18 protein-coding genes are annotated in these 22,103 nt (G+C 38.8%); 15 read left to right on the top strand and 3 right to left on the bottom strand.

Features of this window, described 5'->3' with window-relative positions:
• Positions 1–97: 97 nt before the first annotated feature.
• Positions 98–2,461, top strand: coding sequence for a penicillin acylase family protein (locus tag BAOM_RS20540; protein ID WP_127761871.1), 2,364 nt, complete (start codon positions 98–100; stop codon positions 2,459–2,461).
• Between the two features lie 162 nt (positions 2,462–2,623).
• Here the strand turns inward: BAOM_RS20540 and BAOM_RS20535 are convergent, their stop codons facing one another.
• Positions 2,624–3,499 carry a TetR/AcrR family transcriptional regulator gene (locus BAOM_RS20535; RefSeq protein ID WP_127761870.1) on the bottom strand — a complete coding sequence of 292 codons (876 nt, stop codon included), beginning with the start codon at positions 3,497–3,499 and terminating at the stop codon, positions 2,624–2,626.
• Between the two features lie 209 nt (positions 3,500–3,708).
• On the opposite strand from BAOM_RS20535, the gene BAOM_RS20530 reads away from it, so the two are divergent.
• From BAOM_RS20530 to katA, 3 genes are all read left to right on the top strand, one after another.
• On the top strand, positions 3,709–5,211 hold the full coding sequence (locus BAOM_RS20530) for a DHA2 family efflux MFS transporter permease subunit (protein WP_127761869.1): 1,503 nt from the start codon (positions 3,709–3,711) through the stop codon (positions 5,209–5,211).
• A 57-nt stretch (positions 5,212–5,268) separates the two neighbouring features.
• Complete coding sequence (locus BAOM_RS20525) at positions 5,269–5,448, top strand: hypothetical protein (RefSeq protein ID WP_127761868.1); 180 nt, start codon at positions 5,269–5,271, stop codon at positions 5,446–5,448.
• 374 nt (positions 5,449–5,822) lie between these two features.
• Positions 5,823–7,271 (top strand): catalase KatA, encoded by a 1,449-nt coding sequence (katA, locus tag BAOM_RS20520; RefSeq protein ID WP_127761867.1) that lies wholly within the window; start codon positions 5,823–5,825, stop codon positions 7,269–7,271.
• 49 nt (positions 7,272–7,320) lie between these two features.
• Here the strand turns inward: katA and BAOM_RS20515 are convergent, their stop codons facing one another.
• Positions 7,321–9,507 carry a methyl-accepting chemotaxis protein gene (locus tag BAOM_RS20515; protein ID WP_252282662.1) on the bottom strand — a complete coding sequence of 729 codons (2,187 nt, stop codon included), beginning with the start codon at positions 9,505–9,507 and terminating at the stop codon, positions 7,321–7,323.
• Positions 9,508–9,824: 317 nt separating this feature from the next.
• Between BAOM_RS20515 and BAOM_RS20510 the strand changes: the two genes are divergently transcribed.
• The 7 genes from BAOM_RS20510 to BAOM_RS20480 all read left to right on the top strand — a co-directional run bounded on the left by BAOM_RS20510 (position 9,825) and on the right by BAOM_RS20480 (position 16,532).
• A complete protein-coding gene (locus BAOM_RS20510) occupies positions 9,825–10,739 on the top strand; it encodes a proline dehydrogenase family protein (RefSeq protein WP_127761866.1) in 915 nt (304 codons plus the stop codon).
• A gap of 16 nt (positions 10,740–10,755) precedes the next feature.
• Positions 10,756–12,303: an L-glutamate gamma-semialdehyde dehydrogenase gene (gene pruA, locus BAOM_RS20505; protein ID WP_127761865.1), complete on the top strand. Its 1,548-nt coding sequence runs from the start codon at positions 10,756–10,758 to the stop codon at positions 12,301–12,303.
• A 110-nt stretch (positions 12,304–12,413) separates the two neighbouring features.
• Positions 12,414–12,761, top strand: coding sequence for a hypothetical protein (locus BAOM_RS20500; protein ID WP_164853300.1), 348 nt, complete (start codon positions 12,414–12,416; stop codon positions 12,759–12,761).
• A gap of 162 nt (positions 12,762–12,923) precedes the next feature.
• Entirely contained in the window at positions 12,924–13,577 is a 654-nt protein-coding gene (locus tag BAOM_RS20495; RefSeq protein WP_127761864.1) for a hypothetical protein, read from the top strand.
• A gap of 197 nt (positions 13,578–13,774) precedes the next feature.
• The gene (purT, locus tag BAOM_RS20490) at positions 13,775–14,932 is read left to right on the top strand and encodes a phosphoribosylglycinamide formyltransferase 2 (protein WP_127761863.1); all 1,158 of its coding nucleotides are present in this window, start codon (positions 13,775–13,777) and stop codon (positions 14,930–14,932) included.
• Between the two features lie 458 nt (positions 14,933–15,390).
• Positions 15,391–15,765, top strand: coding sequence for a nucleotide excision repair endonuclease (locus BAOM_RS20485; RefSeq protein WP_127761862.1), 375 nt, complete (start codon positions 15,391–15,393; stop codon positions 15,763–15,765).
• 203 nt (positions 15,766–15,968) lie between these two features.
• Positions 15,969–16,532 (top strand): tyrosine-type recombinase/integrase, encoded by a 564-nt coding sequence (locus BAOM_RS20480; RefSeq protein ID WP_127761861.1) that lies wholly within the window; start codon positions 15,969–15,971, stop codon positions 16,530–16,532.
• Positions 16,533–16,626: 94 nt separating this feature from the next.
• Here BAOM_RS20480 and BAOM_RS20475 read toward each other — a convergent pair whose 3' ends face one another.
• On the bottom strand, positions 16,627–17,319 hold the full coding sequence (locus BAOM_RS20475) for a universal stress protein (RefSeq protein ID WP_127761860.1): 693 nt from the start codon (positions 17,317–17,319) through the stop codon (positions 16,627–16,629).
• 128 nt (positions 17,320–17,447) lie between these two features.
• Between BAOM_RS20475 and BAOM_RS20470 the strand changes: the two genes are divergently transcribed.
• The 4 genes from BAOM_RS20470 to BAOM_RS20455 are packed head-to-tail and all read left to right on the top strand — an operon-like array spanning position 17,448 to position 22,099.
• Positions 17,448–19,847: a Na+/H+ antiporter subunit A gene (locus tag BAOM_RS20470; RefSeq protein WP_127761859.1), complete on the top strand. Its 2,400-nt coding sequence runs from the start codon at positions 17,448–17,450 to the stop codon at positions 19,845–19,847.
• Between the two features lie 2 nt (positions 19,848–19,849).
• Positions 19,850–20,275 (top strand): Na(+)/H(+) antiporter subunit B, encoded by a 426-nt coding sequence (locus BAOM_RS20465; protein ID WP_127761858.1) that lies wholly within the window; start codon positions 19,850–19,852, stop codon positions 20,273–20,275.
• Between the two features lie 2 nt (positions 20,276–20,277).
• Positions 20,278–20,616 carry a Na(+)/H(+) antiporter subunit C gene (locus BAOM_RS20460; RefSeq protein ID WP_127761857.1) on the top strand — a complete coding sequence of 113 codons (339 nt, stop codon included), beginning with the start codon at positions 20,278–20,280 and terminating at the stop codon, positions 20,614–20,616.
• Positions 20,609–22,099 (top strand): Na+/H+ antiporter subunit D, encoded by a 1,491-nt coding sequence (locus BAOM_RS20455; RefSeq protein WP_127761856.1) that lies wholly within the window; start codon positions 20,609–20,611, stop codon positions 22,097–22,099. Before BAOM_RS20460 ends, BAOM_RS20455 begins: the two co-directional genes overlap by 8 nt.
• Positions 22,100–22,103 lie beyond the last annotated feature (4 nt).

Genomic DNA, 22,103 nt, shown 5'->3' with positions numbered 1-22,103 from the left:
TACAAGGCGAATATGTATTAATAAAGTTATATGGGATAATATGGTTATTGGCCAGGTCCTATAACTAAGTTCTTAGTTTAAGAAAGCAGGTGGGGAAATGGAGACAGTGCTGCCGAAGCAAAAGCCAAAACGGAAGTGGAGCAGGCGAACATTATGGGGTGTGGCGATTCTTCTATTATTAGCTGCAGCAGCCCTTATTGCCTTTAATCTATATGTGACTAGATCTCTTCCAGAAACGAAAGGAGAGGTGACTCTTTCTGGGCTGTCACAATCTGTTGAAGTGATTCGCGATGCACATGGAGTTCCTCATATTCGGGCAAAAAATGAACAAGATTTATATATAGCGCAAGGCTATATTCAAGCGCAAGATCGTTTGTTTCAAATGGACTTAAGCAGAAGGCAGGCATCAGGGAGGCTCAGTGAGGTCGTGGGTGAAGCGACAATTGAGAAGGATAAATACTTTCGAACGCTCGGATTGCGAAGAGCAGCGGAAGCTTCTTATAATCAATATTCTAAAGAAGGAAAAGCTGTGCTTCAGGCTTTTGCAGACGGAGTGAATTTGTATATTAAACAATTGCAGAAAAGTGGAAAGTGGCCGGTTGAATTTACATTATTAGGATATGAACCAGAGTTCTGGAGTCCAGTCGATTCTCTGACGATTGCTAAGTATATGGCTTTTGATTTAGGAGGACATTGGGAAGACCAAGCTTTTCGACAGTATTTATTGCAAAGCTTCTCAAAGGAGCAAGCTTATGATTTATTCCCAAGCTATCCAGAGAATGCGCCATATGTGATTTCGAAAGAAGAATTAGATATTGAGCAAAGTTTCGCCAAAGCTTATATCCCTAATCAATTTAACGGCAGCAATAACTGGGTTGTTAGTGGTGAGAAAACTGAATCAGGCTCCGCTTTATTAGCTGATGATCCTCATCTTGGCTTAGCTACTCCATCGATTTGGTACCAAATGCATTTACAAGCTCCAACTATCAATGTAAGCGGTGTTATCTTTGCTGGTATTCCAGGAATTATTCTCGGTCATAATGAACACATTGCTTGGGGGGTGACCAACACAGGACCGGATGTACAGGACCTCTATATTGAAAGAAGAAATCCGGAGAATAAAAGTGAATTTTTATACGCAGGCAAGTGGAAAAAAGCGAAGATTATAGATGAACCAATTCAAGTAAAAGACGGAAAAACAATAGATTATCAAGTAACAGTGACAAGACATGGCCCTGTCATTTCTGAATTCGCTGGTGCAAGCGGAAAGAATACTGTTTTAGCGTTACGTTGGACAGCGCTTGATCCATCTACTGAGCTGGAAGCCGTTTTAAATATGAATCGAGCAGAAAACTGGGATGAATTCGAACGAGCGCTATTTAAGTTTGAAACACCAGCCCAAAATTTTGTGTTTGCGGCTAAGGATGGCACAATTGCCTATAAGGCGAATGGTAAAATCCCAATTAGAAAGAAAGGGGATAGCTTGCTTCCTGTTCCAGGTTGGACAAAGGAATATGAGTGGGAAGGGTATATTCCATTTGAAGAGCTGCCAAAAACAATCAATCCAAAAGAAGGATTTATCTCAACAGCGAATAATAAAGTGATTGGTGACGATTATCCGTATCATATTAGTCATAATTGGGCGCAGTCATTTCGGCAAATGCGCATTCAAGAATATTTGAGAGCTAATAAGAAATTGACAGTAGAAGATATGCAGAGGTTGCAGATGGACGAAATGAATTTACAGGCGAAAGAATTTGCTCCACAATTTTTACATGTGTTGAATGGTTCAGTGGGTGTACAGGAAGAGAAAGCTCTAGCTGCACTTCAAAAGTGGAATTATATTGATAATAAAGGTGCCGCAGCTCCCCTTATTTTTAATCTGTGGATGCAGGAAATAGGAAATGTGCTGTTTGCAGAAAAAATTCCAGAAGAGACATTGAAGTTATTCGGTGGTCGTAAGCAGGCGGTGGATCAACTGTTACGGAGAGCGTTAAATGGAGAGCCGGGACCATGGATAGAAGCAGCAGGTGGTTTAGAGCAAGTGTTGATGAACTCCTTGCAGACAACACTAAAGGAAATTGAAAAGATGCAAGGGGACAACGTTGCGAAATGGAGTTGGGGAGACTATCACCAAGTTCGCTTTAATCATCCGCTTTCAAGCGTTTCGCCGTTACAATACTTATTTAACTCTGATGGTAGTATACCAGTCGGAGGAAGTTCTGTTACGGTAAAGGCGGCTTCCTATCTCAATGATGGTACGGTTAATCATGGAGGATCGTGGCGTTTTGTTATTGGTTTAAAAAATATAAGTGAGTCTTATCATACGGTTGGTCCTGGACAATCTGGACATGTGAAAAGCAAATGGTATCATGATCAAGCGGATGATTGGGTGGAAGGAAAGTATCATAAAACGGTTTTACACAATCCGGAAGGCGAGAAGTTGGTCTTAAAGCCTTGAGAGAAGAGAAGGATAAGAAAAAGGTGAGGAGCTATTAGTAGCTTCTCGCCTTTTTCGTGCTCGCTTCCTTATTTCTGATTGGCCGAGTGTAGAGATATGGGGTGAATCAGTGTCAAGTTTTATAAGCTATAAATTGGATTATCCATATATCAACAACGAAGCCTACTCAATAAATGTTTTCAATGTATCAAGAGCTTTCGTTTTTTGAAGAGCTGGGCATATTTTCAAGGATAAAATAGCACTTTCAATTAGAAAATAACGGGGAGCATTTTTTAATAGTAATTCCTCTTGAACAAAATCAAGCAATTGCATATATTTTTTTCGCTCTGTATCATTTGGAAGTTTGGCAATTTCTTTTTTTAATGTACCGATGCTTTGGAGTATTTCGTTTTTAGATGATTGTTTATCATTTGAACAATCTGGAAACCAAGTACTGAATTGTTCCGGTGAGATTAGCTGCACTTTTCTTTGGCTCACATCTTCAACAAGTGTTGTTAGCCGGTCCGTACAATAACGAATTAATTCAGTTTCACTAAAATCTAAATTCGTTGTACTGTGATAAAGAGATTGGTGCTGCAAGATTCCAAAAAACATAATGGCGCAATCTAATAAATAGGGTTTCTTGTCTTCACCGAAGATATCTACAAAACGATTATATAACCAGCGTAATTCGAAAAATTTACTTCGTTTAATAAACTGTTTCAATTCTTCATCATTTGAAAAAAACACTTCTTCAACGAGTATGAACAATTTATTTTGTTTATGGGAATGCATGCGTAGTTCCATTTGTTTAATGAAAATTTCTATATCAGCAGGATCTTGTCCAATAAGCAATTCATTTCGTTCTTTTTCAAAATTTTTATGCAAGGAAATAAAGATTGCTTTTAGTAATTCGCTTTTTGAAGAAAAATAATTATAGAAAGTGCCTTTTGAAATCCCGCTATAGTCTAAAATGTCTTGAATAGATGTTGCTTGATATCCTTTTTCGACAAATAGCTGATGAGCATTCTTTAGCACTTGCTGCTTCCGCTCTTTCATTTGGGTACATCACCTTTTAAAAATAATAAGAAAGCATGTTTAACTTGTAACTTTTAGACTGTCGTTCTAAAAAATATACTATCTCATTTATATTCAGATGACAAATTGACTTGAATGGATATTGCCAAAATAGCATGAAAGGAGTATGATATTTTTGTATTAGAACAATGGTATAAAAAATGGACTCGTAGTACAAGGGGGTCGAAAATATGAGCGATTCAGCAAATGCAAAGCGTCCACCGTATGGGATTATTGGAATTCTGTTAGCAGGTGCTTTTATTGCTTTTTTGAATGGAACGTTATTGAATATAGCCTTACCGTCTATTATGAAAGATTTTGATATTTCAGCGACGACTGTTCAATGGTTGGTAACGGGGTACATGTTAGTAAATGGAGTATTGATTCCAACAACAGCTTTTTTAATTCAGAAGTATTCTGTAAGGCATTTATTTTTAATAGCTATGCTTCTGTTTACAATTGGTACGGTTGCTTCAGCAGTCGCCCCTAGTTTTGCAATTATTTTAGCGGGACGCATGATTCAAGCCGCGGGTTCTGCCATTATGATGCCGTTGTTGATGAATGTTATGCTAACAAGTTTTCCGATTGAAAAGCGCGGAACAGCAATGGGTGTTTTCGGGTTAGTCATGATTTTTGCTCCAGCAATTGGTCCTACTTTATCAGGGTGGATTATTGAACATTACACGTGGAGAACATTGTTTTATATGATTGCACCAATTGCAGCGCTTATTGTAATCTTTGCTTTCTTTATGCTCAAAGATAAAAAAGAGAAAGTAAATATTACACTTGATATACTTTCGCTTGTTTTATCGAGTATAGGATTTGGTGGATTATTATACGGTTTCAGTTCTGCAGGAGATAAAGGCTGGGGAGATATAGAAGTTTATGGAACGATTATTATTGGAGCGATTGCTTTAATCTTATTTATTCTTCGTCAATTGAAATTGGAGAGACCCATGCTCGATTTCCGCATTTATAAACATCCGATGTTTGCACTTTCTTCTGTTATTTCGATGGTCGTGAATATGGCGCTGTTTTCTGCCATGATTTTAATGCCTATTTACGTACAAACGATTCGAGGCATTTCACCTATCCATTCAGGGTTATTAATGTTACCGGGTGCGATTGTTATGGGGATTATGTCGCCGATTACCGGTAAACTATTTGATAAACATGGTGCAAGAAGTCTAGCGATTATTGGATTAGTAATTACAGCTGTTTCTACGTACTATTTTAGTACTTTGTCGTTAACAACTCCATATTGGGAGCTGATTACACTGTACACCGTTCGGATGTTTGGTATGTCCATGGTTATGATGCCAATTATGACAAATGGATTGAATCAACTACCACAACAAATGAATCCGCACGGTACAGCTATGAACAATACCTTGTCCCAAGTGTCAGGGGCAATTGGTTCTGCTTTATTGGTTACGGTGATGTCTAAACGGACAGAAGCACATGCCGAAGAATTAATGGAATCTGCGATGAGTCAAGTAATGGGGCAGCCGACTGCTGAAGCGCTAGTAGCTATCAAAGGTGAAGTAATGGTGAAGGCGATGGTGGATGGAATCAATGATGCATTCTTAGTTGCTACTGTTCTTATAGGGGTAGCATTACTTTTATCGTTTTTCATTAAACGGGCTAAACCAGCAGAAGAAATATATGCTAAAGAAGCACCAAAACATGCTTAATGCAAAGGAGGCTGTCCCCAAAGTCATGAAAATGGCTTTGGGGGCAGCCTTCTTGTTTTGTTGAATCAGAAGATCATTCATTACTTTTTACCGTCCTCAAAAGGTATGTTTAAGACCAAAATGGAGGAATTTAGTCAGGAAAATGTCCTTCATGGAAGCCATGAGCAACAAAATCCAGCAAAGGAATGGGCTGTTTACGGGAATCTCATTGATACCTCTATTTTAGGAACTTTTTAGACACCCACCTTTGTATATCTGAAACATTTGATTTTCAAAAAGGATGAAAATGAATGATCTAGACTAGGTCTTTTTATAATTTATATTGAATATAGTAATTTTGGTCATTCTCTTTTATACCCTTTCCTTAGAGCTTATTGATAAATTATTAAAATCATATATTTAAAAGAAAGAATACAAAATTGGAAAATAGTTAATAGGAGTTATATAATTAATCTAGATTTCTACTTTTTATTTTACCAATTTTTCAGGATGTTATTCCAGATAAATATTATTACTTTATTAAAATTATTATAAATAAGTATTGATTTTTAATTAATATAGTTTATTATATTAATTATCAATAATAATTCTAATTAAGAGGTGACGTGAAGATGACGAAAAAACTAACGACAAGCTGGGGAGCACCAGTAGGCGATAATCAAAACTCTATTACAGCTGGACAACGTGGACCAGTTCTAATTCAAGATGTACATTTATTAGAGAAACTAGCTCACTTCAACCGCGAACGTGTTCCAGAGCGAGTTGTTCACGCAAAAGGTGCTGGAGCACATGGTACTTTCACTGTGACAAATGATGTATCGAAATATACAAAAGCGAAACTGTTCAATGGTGTTGGGAAAGAAACGGACATGTTTATTCGTTTCTCAACAGTGGCTGGAGAATTAGGTTCAGCTGATACAGTTCGTGACCCACGTGGATTCTCTGTAAAGTTCTACACAGAAGAAGGAAACTACGATATTGTTGGGAATAATACACCTGTTTTCTTTATTCGTGATGCAATTAAATTCCCGGATTTCATTCATACACAAAAAAGAGACCCGAGAACGCATTTGAAAAATCCAACAGCGGTATGGGATTTCTGGTCACATTCTCCTGAATCTTTACATCAAGTAACAATCTTAATGTCTGACCGTGGTATTCCAGCTACTCTTCGTCATCAACATGGGTACGGAAGCCATACGTTTAAATGGGTAAATGCAGAAGGACAAGCGGTATGGGTAAAATACCACTTTAGAACAGAACAAGGAGTTAAAAACCTTGATGTGGACCTTGCTGCAAAACTTGCGGGGGAAAATCCAGATTATCATACAGAAGATTTATTCAATGCGATTGAAAAAGGTGATTTCCCGGCTTGGAAGCTTTACGTTCAAATCATGCCTTTAGAAGATGCTGACACGTACCGCTTTGACCCGTTTGATGTAACAAAAGTTTGGTCTCAAAAAGATTATCCATTAATTGAAGTAGGACGTATGGTTCTAAATAAAAATCCAGAAAACTACTTTGCTGAAGTAGAGCAAGCAACATTCTCGCCAGGAACATTTGTACCAGGTGTAGAAGCTTCTCCAGATAAAATGCTTCAAGGACGCTTATTTGCATATGGAGATGCACATCGTTACCGTGTTGGTGCGAATCATAACCAACTTCCAGTTAATCGTCCAAAAGCAGAGGTTAATAATCATCAACGCGATGGTTTTATGGCTGGAGATGGTAATGGTGGACGTTCTGTATACTATGAGCCAAATAGCTTTGGTGGTCCAAATGAAGTACCTGAAGCGAAAGTTACTCCATTTGATGTAACAGGACAAGCTGCGCAAGTAGCATATGATCATGATGATCATTACACTCAGGCTGGTGACCTTTATCGCTTGCTAAGTGAAGAAGAGCGTACTCGTCTAGTAGCCAATATTGTAGGGGCGATGAAGCCGGTAGAGATTGAGGAAATTAAACTCCGTCAAATTAGCCACTTCTATAAAGCAGACCCAGAATATGGTACACGTGTTGCTGAAGGACTTGGCCTAGCTGTGCCGCAACAAGCTTAATAGATTAGTAAAAAATAGGTATCCCCATATTGAGGGGATACCTATTTTTTTAAGATTTATCGTTAGAAAGATGAAACTTGGATACATATTGTGCAAGTGTATTGATTACGAGAGAACTTAGTTCATTATCATAGCGTGTGTCTTGAATTAAATGCACCATTTTCTTAGTGGACATATCAACATTTTCCACCGTACGGAAGTTTTGTTCGTTGACGATGGCAATGCTGCGAATGATATCACGCATCTGTTCTGTTACATTTGGTTGGGTTGCCGATGCTTGAGACATAGATGTTAATACATCACGTACAACGCGAATATATTCAGAACCTTTTTCCACTTCGTCGCTGCTGTTTTGAATAGAATTCTGAACAAGTGAAGAACTGTGTTCGATGTTTTCTAACGTATGTTTAATTTCCTTTGTTGCAAAAGTCGTTTGATCGGCGAGCTTGCGTATTTCTTGGGCAACAACAGCAAAACCTCTTCCATACTCACCAGCGCGAGCAGCTTCAATTGTTGCGTTTAAGGCGAGTAAATTCGTTTGTTCAGCAATAGCATTGATTGTATTGACGATGCGTTCAATATTTTGAGAAGATTGTGTGAATGTTTCGGTTAAGGTGAGCGTATCATGAACCTTTTTCACAATCTCGCTCATTTTATGGTCAATGCCTGCGACTTGTTTTTGTGCTTCAAGCAATTGTTCCTGACTCATTTTTTCCATACCATTTAATGTTTCGTGGATTTGATTGACTTGATTCATAGCTTGATGCACGTCGTGTAATTGCTGCTGTGTGCTCTCTAACATTTCATTCATTTGTTCAATAACGGAATGGGAGTTTTGCTCAACGATAATGGTTCGCTTACGCAATGTTTGATTCATTTGTTCGACATCAAGTGCAGCTGATTTTACTTGATAAATCAATTCTTCTTGACTGTCTATGAAATTATTAACCCAGCGTCCCATAGCCCCCGTTTCATCATTGGAAAGCAGTTCTTTTTTAACACGAATCGTTAAGTCACCGCCGCCTTCTGCGATTGTTTGAATCATTTCCGTCATTCGATTTAGACGATTAACAATTGGTTTTAATTGTTTTTTATGAAAATAGGAAGTGGCGAGTACACCGTATAAAATGTTAATGAGTAAAGCTAACCAGGGCGGAACGAAAAAAGCCGTTAAAAGTTGATAGAGTACAATTCCAAGCATGGTAAGCAGGATGAAGCTTTTACCCAGACGAAAGCCGATAGAGCGTGTTCGATATACTTCTTCTAAATCACCTTCACACATCATCCCCCAAACATCAGGTGAACCAGGCAGCTGGAAAGTAACTCCTTTTCCGATGACGGGAATGTGGCGATAATCAGAATATCCGGGGAACTCAACGAATAGATTTTCGCCATTATCAATTGTATGTTGAACACCAGGATGTAATTTTTTTGTGGCAGGATTGGTGAAGCGAATTTCGAATTCAGTATGCTTCTTAATTTTTACAATTCCCCAATGTTTTGTTGTTACACCATCTTTTAAATTCTCTCCGAGTGAGAAGGTGTGGTCTTCAAACCGGCTGCGAGATAATGCTATCCCTTGTTCGATAGATGGATCTAGGTGAGATTCAATCATAAAAATATAATTATCGCCGGAATCTTGATAAATATGTCCAGCCTCTCGTTGAATTAAATCTCCTATCACATCATTTGGAAGTCGACCGACTAGTATATAAACGAGGGCGCCATCTTTTATGACAGGTTGGAAAAATAAAATCGTAACTTCATCATGGAATTTGGAAGTGCGGGATCCGATTTCTAATGTTAACGAATCCGTAAAGGGACCGTAAAGAAGGTGCTGCTCCGTTTGGATGACCCGCTCTATTGCTTTTTTATAGATTGGAGTTTGATTTGTATTGTAAGTGTGACCGATATGCTTTGGGTAGCTTGAAAAGACTACTTTTCCTTGTGGGTTTAGAATGAATAATTCAGTAAAATATGTACTTTTTTCCTTGGAAACTTCTAAAAAAGAATTTAAATCTTGCTCAGAGATACGTTCTAATTCTTGCGCTCGTTTTTCTAAAGAAGCCCATCGCTCATTTGTCCATTCGTATAAAAGATTAACGCGAGTCTTCGCGATGCTTTCAAAAATTTCCTCGACTGACTCTTTGGATGAGCGATTTAACCTATACGACCACCATAAAGGGAGACCTTCTTTAAAATCTAACCAGTCAAAAAAGCCCATATGTATTCTCATTCCCTTCTGACTTTATTAAAAAATAGGTTCTGTTACATAACGTTGTTGACTTTCGTTTCTCTTATTATGAATATTCAAAAAATAATATGTAATATTATTTGACATGTTTTGTTAGGAGTATTGTAGCATGAAAGTATAGAAAGGGAAACAGCAAAATCAATTATGTTAGTTCTTTCGTATGATATAAGCGTTAATATTCGTTTTTTTGTTAATCTTGTAGAGTTATTATTTAAAAAGAATAAAAGCTTAGGTATGGAAAATATAATGAATATAAGAGGGGTGGCTGTAACACTTTTCACCGTAATGGAGGAATTGGAATGGAAGCGATAATGAGGAACTTCTTTCAATTTTTAGCGAGAAATAAACGCGTGAATAAGTGGGCTGCGAAATATGGGTTGCACCTAGGTGCGCAAAAATTTGTGGCAGGATTATCTATTGAACAAGCAATTACACAAGTACGGCTGTTACATGAAGACGGGCGAGTAGCGACATTAGATCATTTGGGTGAATTTGTAAAAAGTGAAGCGGAGGCAAGGCAATCTGCTTATATGTGTTTGAAAGCGTTAGAGGCAATTGCTGAAGCAAATGTTCCTTCCCATTTATCTGTTAAGTTGACATCGCTTGGACTAGATATAAGTGATGATTTATGTTTTGAACAGATGTGTCATATTCTAAATAAAGCGAGTGAGCATCGGATTTTTGTTCGGATTGATATGGAGGATTATGCACATTGTCAACAAGCGATTGATCTCTTTAAGCGATTGCGGAAGATGTATGACGGAGTAGGTCTTGTTTTACAAGCTTATTTATATCGAACGGAACAGGATCTACGAGACTTGGGTCAAATCAGTGCCAACCTTCGTCTTGTGAAAGGGGCTTATAAAGAATCACCTGAAGTGGCTTTTCCAAAGAAAGTGGATGTAGATAAGAATTATTTAAAAATTATTAAACAGCATTTGTTAAATGGGCATTATACAGCGGTAGCTAGTCATGACGAGCAGATTATTCATCAAGTGAAAGAGTTTGTAAGAGAAAAAGAGATAAAAAGAGATCAATTTGAGTTTCAAATGCTTTTTGGCATTCGCGAAGATTTGCAAAAGAAATTAGCAAGTGAAGGATATACAGTACGCGTCTATGTACCGTATGGAAAGGATTGGTTCGGTTACTATATGAGACGCTTAGCTGAAAGGCCGGCTAATGTTTGGTTTGTGATGAAGAATTGGATGAAATAAGAGGAGGAATGACGAGATGGTATTTTCCTATAAACATGAACCATTTACTGATTTTTCTTTACAAGAAAACAAAGATGCTTTCATAACAGGTCTAGCAAAGGTGGGGGCGTGCCTCGGTCAAGAGTATCCGTTAATTATTGGGGGAGAGCGAATTTCAACAAAAGAAAAAATTATTTCGGTTAATCCAGCCAATCATAGCCAGGTTATAGGCAATGTGTCAAAAGCAAATAAGCAACTTGCAGAAAATGCGATGCAGGTAGCTGCGGAAACATTTAAAACATGGCGTAAGACAAAGCCAGAGATGAGAGCGGATATTCTTTTTCGTGCAGCTGCAATTGTTCGGCGTCGCAAGCATGAATTTTCAGCATGGTTAGTGAAAGAGGCGGGAAAACCATGGAATGAAGCAGATGCGGATACGGCAGAAGGAATTGACTTTATGGAATATTATGGACGGCAAATGTTGAAGCTGAAGGACGGGATTCCGGTAGAAAGTCGGCCATCTGAATTCAATCGTTTTGCCTATATTCCACTTGGAGTAGGTGTTATTATTTCACCATGGAATTTTGCTTTTGCAATTATGGCAGGGATGACAACGGCGGCTGTCGTATCAGGCAATACGGTCTTATTGAAACCGGCTAGTACAACTCCGGTTATTGCAGCCAAGTTTATTGAAGTGCTTGAAGAATCGGGTCTTCCTGCTGGTGTTGTGAACTTTATTCCGGGAAGTGGAGCAGAAGTAGGAGATTATTTGGTGGATCATCCAAGCACACGTTTTATTAGTTTTACGGGTTCACGTGATGTGGGGATTCGTATTTTTGAACGAGCATCGAAAGTGCAGGATAGTCAAATTTGGTTGAAGCGTGTCATTGCGGAAATGGGAGGGAAGGATACGATTGTTGTCGATAAAGAAGCAGACTTAGAGCTTGCGGCGCAATCGATTGTTGCCTCTGCATTCGGGTTCTCAGGTCAGAAATGTTCAGCTTGCTCACGGGCGGTTGTTGTGGCGGATGTGTATGATACGGTTTTAAATCGTGCTGTTGAATTAACGAAGAAGTTAATGGTTGGTGATCCAGCTTATCAAGAAAATTTTATGGGACCGATGAATGACCAAGCGGCTTTTGATAAAGTTATGAGTTATATCGAAATAGGGAAACAGGAAGGGAAGTTAATGATTGGAGGCAAGGGGGATGATAGAGAAGGATGGTTTATTCAGCCTACTATATTCGCTCATGTAGAAGAACATGCACGTATTATGCAGGAGGAAATTTTCGGACCTGTAGTTGCTTTCTGTAAGGCGCGTGATTTTGCTCATGCGCTGGAAATTGCGAATAATACGGAGTATGGCTTAACGGGTGCTGTTATTTCGAATAATCGTTCTCATATTGAAAAAGCACGTGAAGATTTTCATGTTGGAAATTTATATATTAATAGAGGGTGTACGGGTGCGATTGTTGGTTACCAACCCTTTGGTGGATTTAATATGTCAGGGACAGATTCAAAAGCAGGCGGTCCAGATTATTTGATTCAGCATATGCAGGGAAAGACCATTTCTGAAATGTTTTAAAGTACTTTTATATGATTAAATTCCCCTTCAGCTTTAATCACTATTTTTCTTCATTATCATATTTTAGCAGGGTAAGGATGATAATGAAGGGGGAAAAATGATGAATATAGATGAAAGATCTCCGTGGTATTCTCAAGGAGTTAATTGGCAAGGGATGGGGCAAGGCGGCTATTGGCCTGGAACATGGCAAACAGGTTATTGGCCAGGCGGTCATTGGCACGGCGGAGGTCACTGGCATGGAGGCCATCACGGAGGTCATTGGCACGGAGGTCACTGGCATGGGGGACATCAGGGCGGAGGTCATTGGCATGGAGGAGGCCATCATCATGGAGGACAGTGGCAAGGAAGGTATTAGTAAAGTGGTCAATGATTGCGCGTGTATGAGAAATGATAAAAAAGCTGTTCCTGAGTTTGGAACAGCTTTTTTATGTTGTTATTCCGCATGTAACGAGCAGTAAGCCCCCTCTGATAGAAGCTTTACTTCATGATGAAAAATGATATTCTTTTACAAAGAAATCGACCGTTCTTAACAAGAGATTAATAATTCTCCTTTATATTGTAGGAAAGAAGAGGAGAAATCTTTGTTGTTAGTTAGTTTATAACGAACGGGAGATGATTCAGTGCTTAAAAGGTTCATCAGTGGATTTTTAATGATAGTCATCATCAGTTGTATTTACCTCTATGCTCCTGAAGCGCCGCGCAATCAAGAAGAAACGGCATTGGCACAAACGTTTGTTGAAAATGAAGAATGGTTCATTCCGAATCGGCATATCCCAGATGATTTACATGTAACGGAAGTGGGGCAAAGTATTACAGATTCTAAGGGTGAGCTTACATTGCTTGCAAAAGCAACAGAAATTGCACCTATTGTGGTTGGTCCTATTGAAATTATGATTAAAGATGTGAAAGTCATTCATGTTGTACCTGATAATAGCATGATGGATTTCTTTCAAGCTTATACGAAGAAACAAGAATTTGATATGATAAAGATGAGTGTCGAAATTCATAATACATCAAGTGATACGGTACAGTTCACCCCGGTTACTCGTTTAGAAACGACCGATGGTGAGCAGAAAACCGAAGAGGATAATTTGTTTTTAGAAGAGATACAGGGGACATTCATAGGTGGAGATGTGAAGCGAGGGGATATTGGGTTTATCCTAAATGACCAAGCCCAATCAACGTTGCAAGGTATACACATATTTACAAGTGATGCGGTAAATACTGACGGAACCGTTTTCGAACAAGGAAAAGAAATTGAAATTAACTTTTAAATGGAAACAGCGATTCTTGTCTGAGGGGAATCGTTTTTTTTTTTTTTTTTGTTTGGATAATATTCGTGAAAAATGGTGATTTTATATTATGATGTGGTTTCTTTGATGGAAAAAGTGAACATTGACGAATAAAATATTGTTTTATCAGATTGATAGTTCGTATATAATGATGAGAAAGACAGGAGGGGGAAGTGCAGATGTTTAAAACAAAGAAAGTGTTGCTGTTAGGGTCAGGGGAGCTTGGGAAAGAGGTTGCTATTGAAGCGCAGCGTCTTGGTGTGGAAACCATTGCAGTGGATCGCTATGAACAAGCTCCAGCGATGCAGGTTGCTCATCGGAGTTATGTGGTTGATATGTTAGATGGAGAGAAAATTCGTGAAATCGTTGAAAGAGAAAAACCAGATTTAATTGTCCCGGAAATTGAGGCCATTGCGACTTCAGAATTATTGAAGCTAGAGGATGAGGGATTTCGTGTCATTCCAACCGCACGTGCAGCGAAGTTAACGATGGATCGGGAAGGAATTCGCCGTTTAGCGGCTGAAACATTAGGTCTTCCAACGGCTGGCTATCGATTTGCGGATACATATGAAGAATTCGTGCAAGGAGCGCAAGAAATTGGTTTTCCGTGCGTTGTAAAACCCTTAATGAGTTCATCGGGAAAAGGGCAAAGTGTATGTACGTCTGAAACGGAACTTGCTAAGTCTTGGGAAATTGCGATGGAAGGCGGACGCGTACAAAATGGCCGTGTAATTATTGAAGAGTTTATTCACTTCGATTCTGAGATTACATTGTTAACAGTTCGTTCAGTAAATGGTACGAATTTCTGTGCTCCAATCGGTCACGTTCAAAAAGGCGGTGATTATATTGAATCTTGGCAGCCTCATAATATGACAGAACAGCAAATTGAAGAAGCGAAGCGAATTGCGAAGACGATTACAGATGAGCTAAGTGGATTTGGTTTATTTGGTGTTGAATTATTCCTTTCTGGAGAAAAGGTTTATTTCAGTGAGGTATCACCGCGCCCGCATGATACAGGTCTTGTCACGCTTGTGACGCAAGACTTATCTGAATTTGCCCTGCATGTGCGTGCGATTTTAGGATTCCCTATTCCCGAAATTACACTTATTACACCGGGAGCGAGCCGTCCGCTTAAGTCAGATGAAGAATACGAGGACTATTCAATTACTGGAGTAGACCAAGCTTTGTCTGTTCCGAATACACAAGTCCGTGTATTCGCTAAACCGGTTACGAAGATAGGTCGTCGTGTTGCTGTAGCGTTATCGACGGCTGAAACAGTAGAAGAAGCGAGGGATAAGGCGAAGCGAGCTTTAGACTTCTTACATGTTGAAAAATAAAGGCTTTCTTTATTCCACATTTAACGGGCAGTAAGACCCCCACCTCAAGCTTATGAGGAGTCAAAGAAGATAGGTGGGGGAAACTGCCCTTATTTAGTTGCGGCTCCTAGCCCCTCGAGGTCATAAGCTGTAATGCTCTGTGGCAAACTGCGCCACGCCGCATTTCATCTTATGCTTGTCGGGGCTGAACAGTCGCCTCACTTTTGTAGTAAAGGTCCGATTGGTGAGATATAGTGAAACTTACCTTTGCGGTTTTCAAAGGTAAGCTTTCACCAATCAGGTTCGTACGGTCACTTGATTGAAGCGAAGCGGAGATCTTAGTGACCGTAGAACGTGACTAACCATCAGTGGGGGATGAAGCGCCCCCCGCTGATGGAAGTTTCACTTTATGCTGAATGGCTTTTCAAGTATAAATATGATAGTATTTAGCTTTACTTAAATAGAGGAAGTGACATATTGTGATTCACATTGAAATACCTGAAGCAGACATTACAATTACACAGCGAAAACAAGTGCGAACAGCAGATGAGCCGGTAATTAAGGATATTTATGGATTTATTGATTTTCATCAAATTCCAAGAGATAAAGGCGGCATCTTCATGTTTTATAATGAAGCAGGCGAGCTCCTTTTTATTGGAAAAGCTCGAAAGCTTAGACAAAGAATTAAAAGACATTTTGAAGACCAAGTTTCACCGATGAAACATCATCGAAAAGAAGTTTACCAAATTGATGTTTGCGTCGTCGAGTCCCCAATGGAACGTGAGATTTATGAAACGTACATCATTAATGAATACCAAGCGAAATATAATATTGATAAAGTGTTTTTTAAATAATAATCAAAGAGTCGGAAACTTTAAAGTTTCCGGCTTTTTTAACTTGTAGGCGTTATTTTTTGAGAACTTGTTAGATAACGTTGTTAATTTTATGCTTTAGATATAATAAAAGGGCAAAAACTAAAAGAACGTTAAAATTGTAATGTTACATAGTATTTGTTAATATAATAATTAAGTAACATTAGATTGTGGGAGGAAACGGTGTGGAGTATGTCAATCCTATAAAAGACATCGAGAGTATTAATGCGATTAAACAAATTTTGCAACAGCAATCACAAAGAGATCTTTTGCTTTTCGTATTAGGTATCAATACGGGAATCAGAGTGAGTGAGTTACTGGCTTTAAAGGTGGATGATGTTTGGGAGGATTCTCATATTAAAGAATTTCTCCGTATTCGCGACACTAAGCATGAAGAGGTAAAGGCGTATTATTTAAATAATAATGTGAGAGATGTTCTCGGAAAATATTTGGCACAATGGAATTTTACCAGCAGTGATTATTTGTTTAAATCTAAGAAAAATAATCAACCGATTACACGCCAGCAAGCTTATCGAATTATTAATCATGCCGCCAAAGAAGTTGGAATTCCAGGGAAGATTGGAACACATACTTTAAGGAAAACATTTGGCTACCATGCGTATCGAAAGGGCATTGCGATTTCAATCTTAATGTCGATTTATCATCATCATTCCCCTGCAGAAACATTGCGTTATTTAGGGATTGAAAAGAATGAGGAACATTTAATTAGAGTAGACGTCAATTTATAGCGAAGCGAATTGTGATAAAACTATTTAACTCATAATAAAAACCTCCACAAGTATGAACTTGTGAAGGTTTCTAGAGTAGTGCTCGTATAAGTAGTTATTGTTCATCGTTATAGGTTTCGAGCGTAGCAGTCATATTAACATTTGTTAAATCTTTAACGTAGTCTTCTATAACATGAACTTGCAGTGTTTCTTTATTTTTCATGAACTTGAATATTCCGTTATTAAAATCTGTGCCGAGTTCCTTAAAGAAAATTCCTTCAAACTCAACATTCTTTGTATGGTTGAAAGTAAGTCGGTATTGATCATTTTCTTTAATAAGATACGCACGTACCCCTTTTTCAAAATGTCCTTCTTGGTCTTTAAGTGAACGAGACACAGATATGATATGAAGGTCAATAAATGGAATCTCACGTAATAAGGAGTTAATCACTGATTCTTTTGTGATTTGTTCCCAGCGGCTTTGCGCTGTTTGCCCCAGAACGATTTGTGTAATATGTTTCTCTCTTGCCACTTCAGCGATTACTTTGGTGACGGATCGTTTTTCATTATCTTTAATAATGAATTCTTCAGCGTTATGCTGTTCAGCTAATTGTTTCCATCTCGTAATATAAAATGATTTTTCTGCATCCAATTCATCGAAAGGCTTTGGATCAATCGTTAGGATATAGAGCGGGCAGTCAAGCATGCTCGCAATCTTACAGCCACGTTGAATGAGGCGTTCGCCATTTGGTCCATAATAAACGCAGACGAGGATGCTCTCATCCATGCGTCCTTTGATCTTCTTCATGATTTAGTTCACCTCAATAAATAGATGGGAATGAAACAAGTTAGTAAGTATCGTTAGACTATGTATGACTATAGCTTATGGTTCGGCTACAGTCAATTAAATTTATAAAGAATAAGGAGGGAGCCTGATTGTCTTGGTTACACATCATGATTGTAATGCCATTTATCTTTGCGCTATTGGTACCATTTCTATATAAATTCTTTACACCTCGAATTCATACAGGGTGGTTTGTATTCATTGTGCCGCTTGTATTATTCTTATCTCTTCTAAAATACATCCCTGCTATTGCTGACGGAAAGACTGTCCATCACTCCGTACCGTGGATGCCATCTTTAGGAATTAATTATACAACCTATATGGATGGGTTGGGGCTTATTTTTGGACTTTTAATTACTGGAATCGGCACATTAGTTGTTCTTTACTCCATTTACTATATGTCCAAACACCGTGAATCCCTTCATAACTTCTATGTGTATTTGCTGTTATTCATGGGAGCAATGCTTGGAGTTGTTTTTACTGATAATGTTTTAGTTTTATATGTATTTTGGGAAATGACTAGTATCTCCTCGTTCTTATTAATTGCGTATTGGTACCAGCGGAAGAAATCTCGCTATGGTGCTCAAAAATCTATGCTTATTACAATATTCGGTGGTTTGGCGATGCTTGCTGGGTTTATCATGCTATCCATGATAACAGAAACGTATAGCCTGCGAGAAATGTTCAATCAAGTAGACGTCATTACTGCACACTCTTTATTCCTTCCTGCAATGCTTTTAATTCTATTAGGCGCTTTTACGAAATCTGCTCAGTTTCCATTTAGCATTTGGCTGCCAGATGCCATGGAAGCACCCACACCAATTAGTGCTTATCTGCACTCTGCGACAATGGTGAAGGCTGGTATTTATTTGGTAGCTCGGTTTACGCCCATATTTGGCGGAAATGCGGAATGGTTTTGGACGATCTCAAGTATCGGGCTCATCACTTTGTTGTATGGTTCTATCAATGCGGTTAAACAAACGGATTTAAAAGCGTTGTTAGCTTATTCGACCATTAGTCAATTAGGGTTAATTATGTGTCTGCTTGGCTTGGGATCTGCGGCTCTTTATTTCGGGTATGGAGATGAGGCAACGGTCTATGCAGCGGCCATTTTAGCAGCCATCTTCCACTTAATTAATCACTCTACATTTAAAGGTAGTCTGTTTATGGTCGTTGGTATTATTGACCATGAAACAGGGACCCGTGATATTCGAAAACTTGGCGGTTTGATGGGACTTATGCCGATTTCCTTTACACTAACCATTATTGGAAGCTTTGCTATGGCGGGGTTACCCCCATTTAATGGATTTTTGAGTAAGGAGATGTTTTTTACAGGTGTCTTGAATGCCTCTCAAATGAACATATTTAGCATGAATACATTCGGCTTACTCTTCCCAACGATTGCGTGGATTGCTAGTGTATTTACGTTTATTTACTGCATGATTTTACTGTTCAAAACATTTATGGGAAGGTATCAACCGATCAAATTAGAGAAGGCAGCGCATGAAGCTCCGTTAGGCATGGTGATTTCGCCTATTATACTAGCCTCGCTCGTCATTCTTATTTTCTTTTTCCCAAATGTGCTTTCCCATTATTTATTACAACCTGCGTTAATTGCTATTTTACCAATCTTTGCTCAAAGCGGTGGCATTGATGTGAAGATTAGTGCTTGGCACGGTTGGAATACAGAGTTATTTATGACGTTGGGGATTGTAGGACTGGGAACCTTCATGTACATCTATTTGAAAAAGTGGTCCAGGGTATACGGCCTGTTTTCTCAAAGGTGGACGCTCAATGCTGGATATGATTTTGCGATTGAGAAGATGGAGAGGTTTTCCCAAGGATTCACAAATCGATATATGACTGGTTTTATTAGAGATTATGTTGTGTACATTTTTGCAGTGCTGATTGTTATGATTGGTGGTTCTCTTTGGTTATTTGATGGAATCGCGATGGATATTTCAAATGATGCTCCTATTAGTCTATACGAAGGAGGAGTAGTTGTCGGGATGATTATTGCGGCAATTACCGTTCTGTTAGCTAAATCCAGGCTGACGGCCATCATTGCGGTTGGAGTGCTTGGCTATCTTGTATCTATGCTGTTTGTCATCTTCCGTGCACCTGATTTAGCTCTTACTCAATTGGTTGTTGAAACGGTGACAGTTGCTCTATTTTTATTGTGTTTCTACCACCTGCCAGAATTTCGAAAAGAAACGGTTCGGATGCGATTTAAATTAACTAATTTAATCATTTCTATTGGAGTGGGAGTAATTGTTACCATCATCGCATTGTCTGCCAATAGCACAAGGCTTTTTGAACCAATCTCAAGCTACTTTGAGAATTCTTACGATCTTGCAGGTGCTAAAAACATAGTAAATGCTATCCTTGTTGATTTCAGGGGTATTGATACGATGCTGGAAATATTTGTTCTATGTATTGCGAGCCTTGGAGTGTACACATTAATTAAACTTCGATTAGCGGGGAGGGATTAAGCATGAAGAAGCCTAATGACATTATTTTGCATGCTGTCACAAAAGTGGCTGTACCGATTATCCTCGCCTTCTCGTTTCATCTTTTTTTCTCCGGACATCATAATCCGGGTGGAGGGTTTATCGGCGGGCTAGCGATTGCCTCCGCATTGACACTTTTATTTCTTGCTTTTGATATTGAAACGGTGCGTGCCAATATTGGTGTAGATTTTAAAGTAGTTGCAGCAATTGGCGTTTTGCTTGCGGTACTAACTGGAGTAGGGTCATTTTTTTTCGATGCTCCATTTTTAAGTCATACATTTGACTATTTCAATCTTCCTATCTTTGGGAAGACAGAGCTTGCAACGGCTGTTCTTTTTGATGTCGGGGTTGCGTTAGCTGTTATTGGAACGTCTGTTACGACTATTTTAAGCATAAGTGAGGATCGATAAAGATGGAAACGTTAATGTCTTTCCTTGTTGGGATATTGTTTATGATTGGCACATATTTAATTTTGGCTAAAGGCTTATTAAGAATCATATTAGGAACTTCTATTATCAGTCATGCAGTCCATCTGCTCATTTTAACAATGGGGGGACTCAAGACAGGGGGGCCTCCGTTATTAGGTTTGAAAAATACATCCTATACGGATGCCCTGCCACAAGCCCTTATTTTAACAGCAATTGTGATTAACTTTGCCGTAACGGCTTTGTTTTTAGTGCTAAGCTATCGCGCGTATAAACTTGTGGGTACTGATGATGTGGGTCAAATGAGGGGTAATGCGGATGAATAATATTGTGATTTTGCCAATCATTATCCCATTAATAATGGGGATGATATTGGTAATATTCAAGAAAAATATTCAATTTCAACGGTGGATGAGTCTTATTGCCATTGCAGCTGTTGGGAGTACATCAATTTATTTGATGACTCAAATTAAAGAGCATGGTATACAAACGCTGCAATTGGGCGGCTGGCAGGCTCCTTTTGGAGTGAGCATGGTAGCGGATATGTTTGCTGTATTACTGCTTACTACAACGAGTTTTGTTGCCTTTTGTTGTTTAATATATGCGTTCGGTTCGATTGGGAAGGAGAGGGAATCCTACTATTTTTACCCGATGTTCTTGTTCCTTCTTACAGGTATTAATGGGTCATTTTTGACAGGGGATATATTCAATTTATTCGTCTGCTTTGAAGTGATGTTAATTTCTTCTTATGTCCTTTTATCTTTAGGAGGAACGAAGATACAGCTCTGGGAGTCTATTAAATATGTTCTTGTGAATATCATTTCTTCTTTTCTCTTTTTGCTTGCCGTTGCCTATTTGTATGCGATGACAGGCACGTTGAATTTAGCTCATCTATCTGTACGTATAGCAGAGGTTGGGCAAGATGGCTTGATGACTACCGTTGCTATCTTATTTTTAATCGTATTCAGCCTGAAGGCAGCGCTATTCTTATTCTTTTGGCTGCCGGGTTCTTACAGTGCTCCCCCAACAGCGGTTGCAGCGGTTTTTGCAGCATTGCTCACAAAGGTCGGGATGTATGCGATCTTTCGAATGTTTACGCTCGTATTTTATCATGAACCTCAAGTTACCCATTTAATCATTGGGATACTAGGGGGATTAACGATGGTGCTTGGAGCATTTGGAGCAATCGCTTATTGGGATATTAAAAAAATATTAGCGTATAACGTAATTGTCGGAGTTGGCCTGATTATGTCTGGCCTAGCTGCTTTTACATCAACGGCGATTACTGGCTCTATATACTATCTTATCCATGACATCATTATTAAAGCCCTTATCTTTCTTCTAGGGGGGACGATGATTCATTTAACAGGTACAAGTAATTTGAAAGACATGAGCGGATTAATTCGTACACATCCCTATGTAGGATGGATGTTCTTTATCGCTGCTCTATCATTAGCAGGTATACCGCCTTTGAGTGGTTTTATCGGTAAAGTATTGATTACAAAAGGAACGTTTGAAGCGAGCTATTTTTGGTTAGGCGGTATAGGTCTGTTAACAAGCTTGCTAGTTTTGTATTCGGTTATGAAGATTTTTATGAACGGTTTTTGGGGAGAAACGCTTTTGAGTGAGGATATGGAGAAGGGAACTACGAAAGGATTAATGTTTCCTATGGGATGTCTCCTTGCTGCTACTGTTGTATTAGGCTTTGGTGCAGAGGGGATTCATGAATATGTGAGTATGGCAGCAGAAGGCTTATTACGTCCTGAACTATATATTGAAGCTGTATTAGGAAGAAATCCAATGCCTTAGAGTT

It is taken from the genome of Peribacillus asahii, from assembly GCF_004006295.1.
Classification (GTDB): Bacteria; Bacillota; Bacilli; order Bacillales; family DSM-1321; genus Peribacillus; species Peribacillus asahii_A.
Note: the sequence above shows the minus strand (reverse complement) of the source record. Positions and strands in the feature narration are given on the sequence as shown.

Excerpts from the sequence above, each read along its gene's own strand:
- BAOM_RS20540 (WP_127761871.1), top strand. The coding sequence starts at position 98 with ATGGAGACAGTGCTGCCGAAGCAAAAGCCAAAACGGAAGTGGAGCAGG.
- BAOM_RS20535 (WP_127761870.1), bottom strand. The coding sequence starts at position 3,499 with ATGAAAGAGCGGAAGCAGCAAGTGCTAAAGAATGCTCATCAGCTATTT.
- BAOM_RS20530 (WP_127761869.1), top strand. The coding sequence starts at position 3,709 with ATGAGCGATTCAGCAAATGCAAAGCGTCCACCGTATGGGATTATTGGA.
- katA (WP_127761867.1), top strand. The coding sequence starts at position 5,823 with ATGACGAAAAAACTAACGACAAGCTGGGGAGCACCAGTAGGCGATAAT.
- BAOM_RS20515 (WP_252282662.1), bottom strand. The coding sequence starts at position 9,507 with ATGAGAATACATATGGGCTTTTTTGACTGGTTAGATTTTAAAGAAGGT.
- BAOM_RS20510 (WP_127761866.1), top strand. The coding sequence starts at position 9,825 with ATGGAAGCGATAATGAGGAACTTCTTTCAATTTTTAGCGAGAAATAAA.
- pruA (WP_127761865.1), top strand. The coding sequence starts at position 10,756 with ATGGTATTTTCCTATAAACATGAACCATTTACTGATTTTTCTTTACAA.
- BAOM_RS20500 (WP_164853300.1), top strand. The coding sequence starts at position 12,414 with ATGAAAGATCTCCGTGGTATTCTCAAGGAGTTAATTGGCAAGGGATGG.
- purT (WP_127761863.1), top strand. The coding sequence starts at position 13,775 with ATGTTTAAAACAAAGAAAGTGTTGCTGTTAGGGTCAGGGGAGCTTGGG.
- BAOM_RS20475 (WP_127761860.1), bottom strand. The coding sequence starts at position 17,319 with ATGAAGAAGATCAAAGGACGCATGGATGAGAGCATCCTCGTCTGCGTT.
- BAOM_RS20465 (WP_127761858.1), top strand. The coding sequence starts at position 19,850 with ATGAAGAAGCCTAATGACATTATTTTGCATGCTGTCACAAAAGTGGCT.
- BAOM_RS20460 (WP_127761857.1), top strand. The coding sequence starts at position 20,278 with ATGGAAACGTTAATGTCTTTCCTTGTTGGGATATTGTTTATGATTGGC.
- BAOM_RS20455 (WP_127761856.1), top strand. The coding sequence starts at position 20,609 with ATGAATAATATTGTGATTTTGCCAATCATTATCCCATTAATAATGGGG.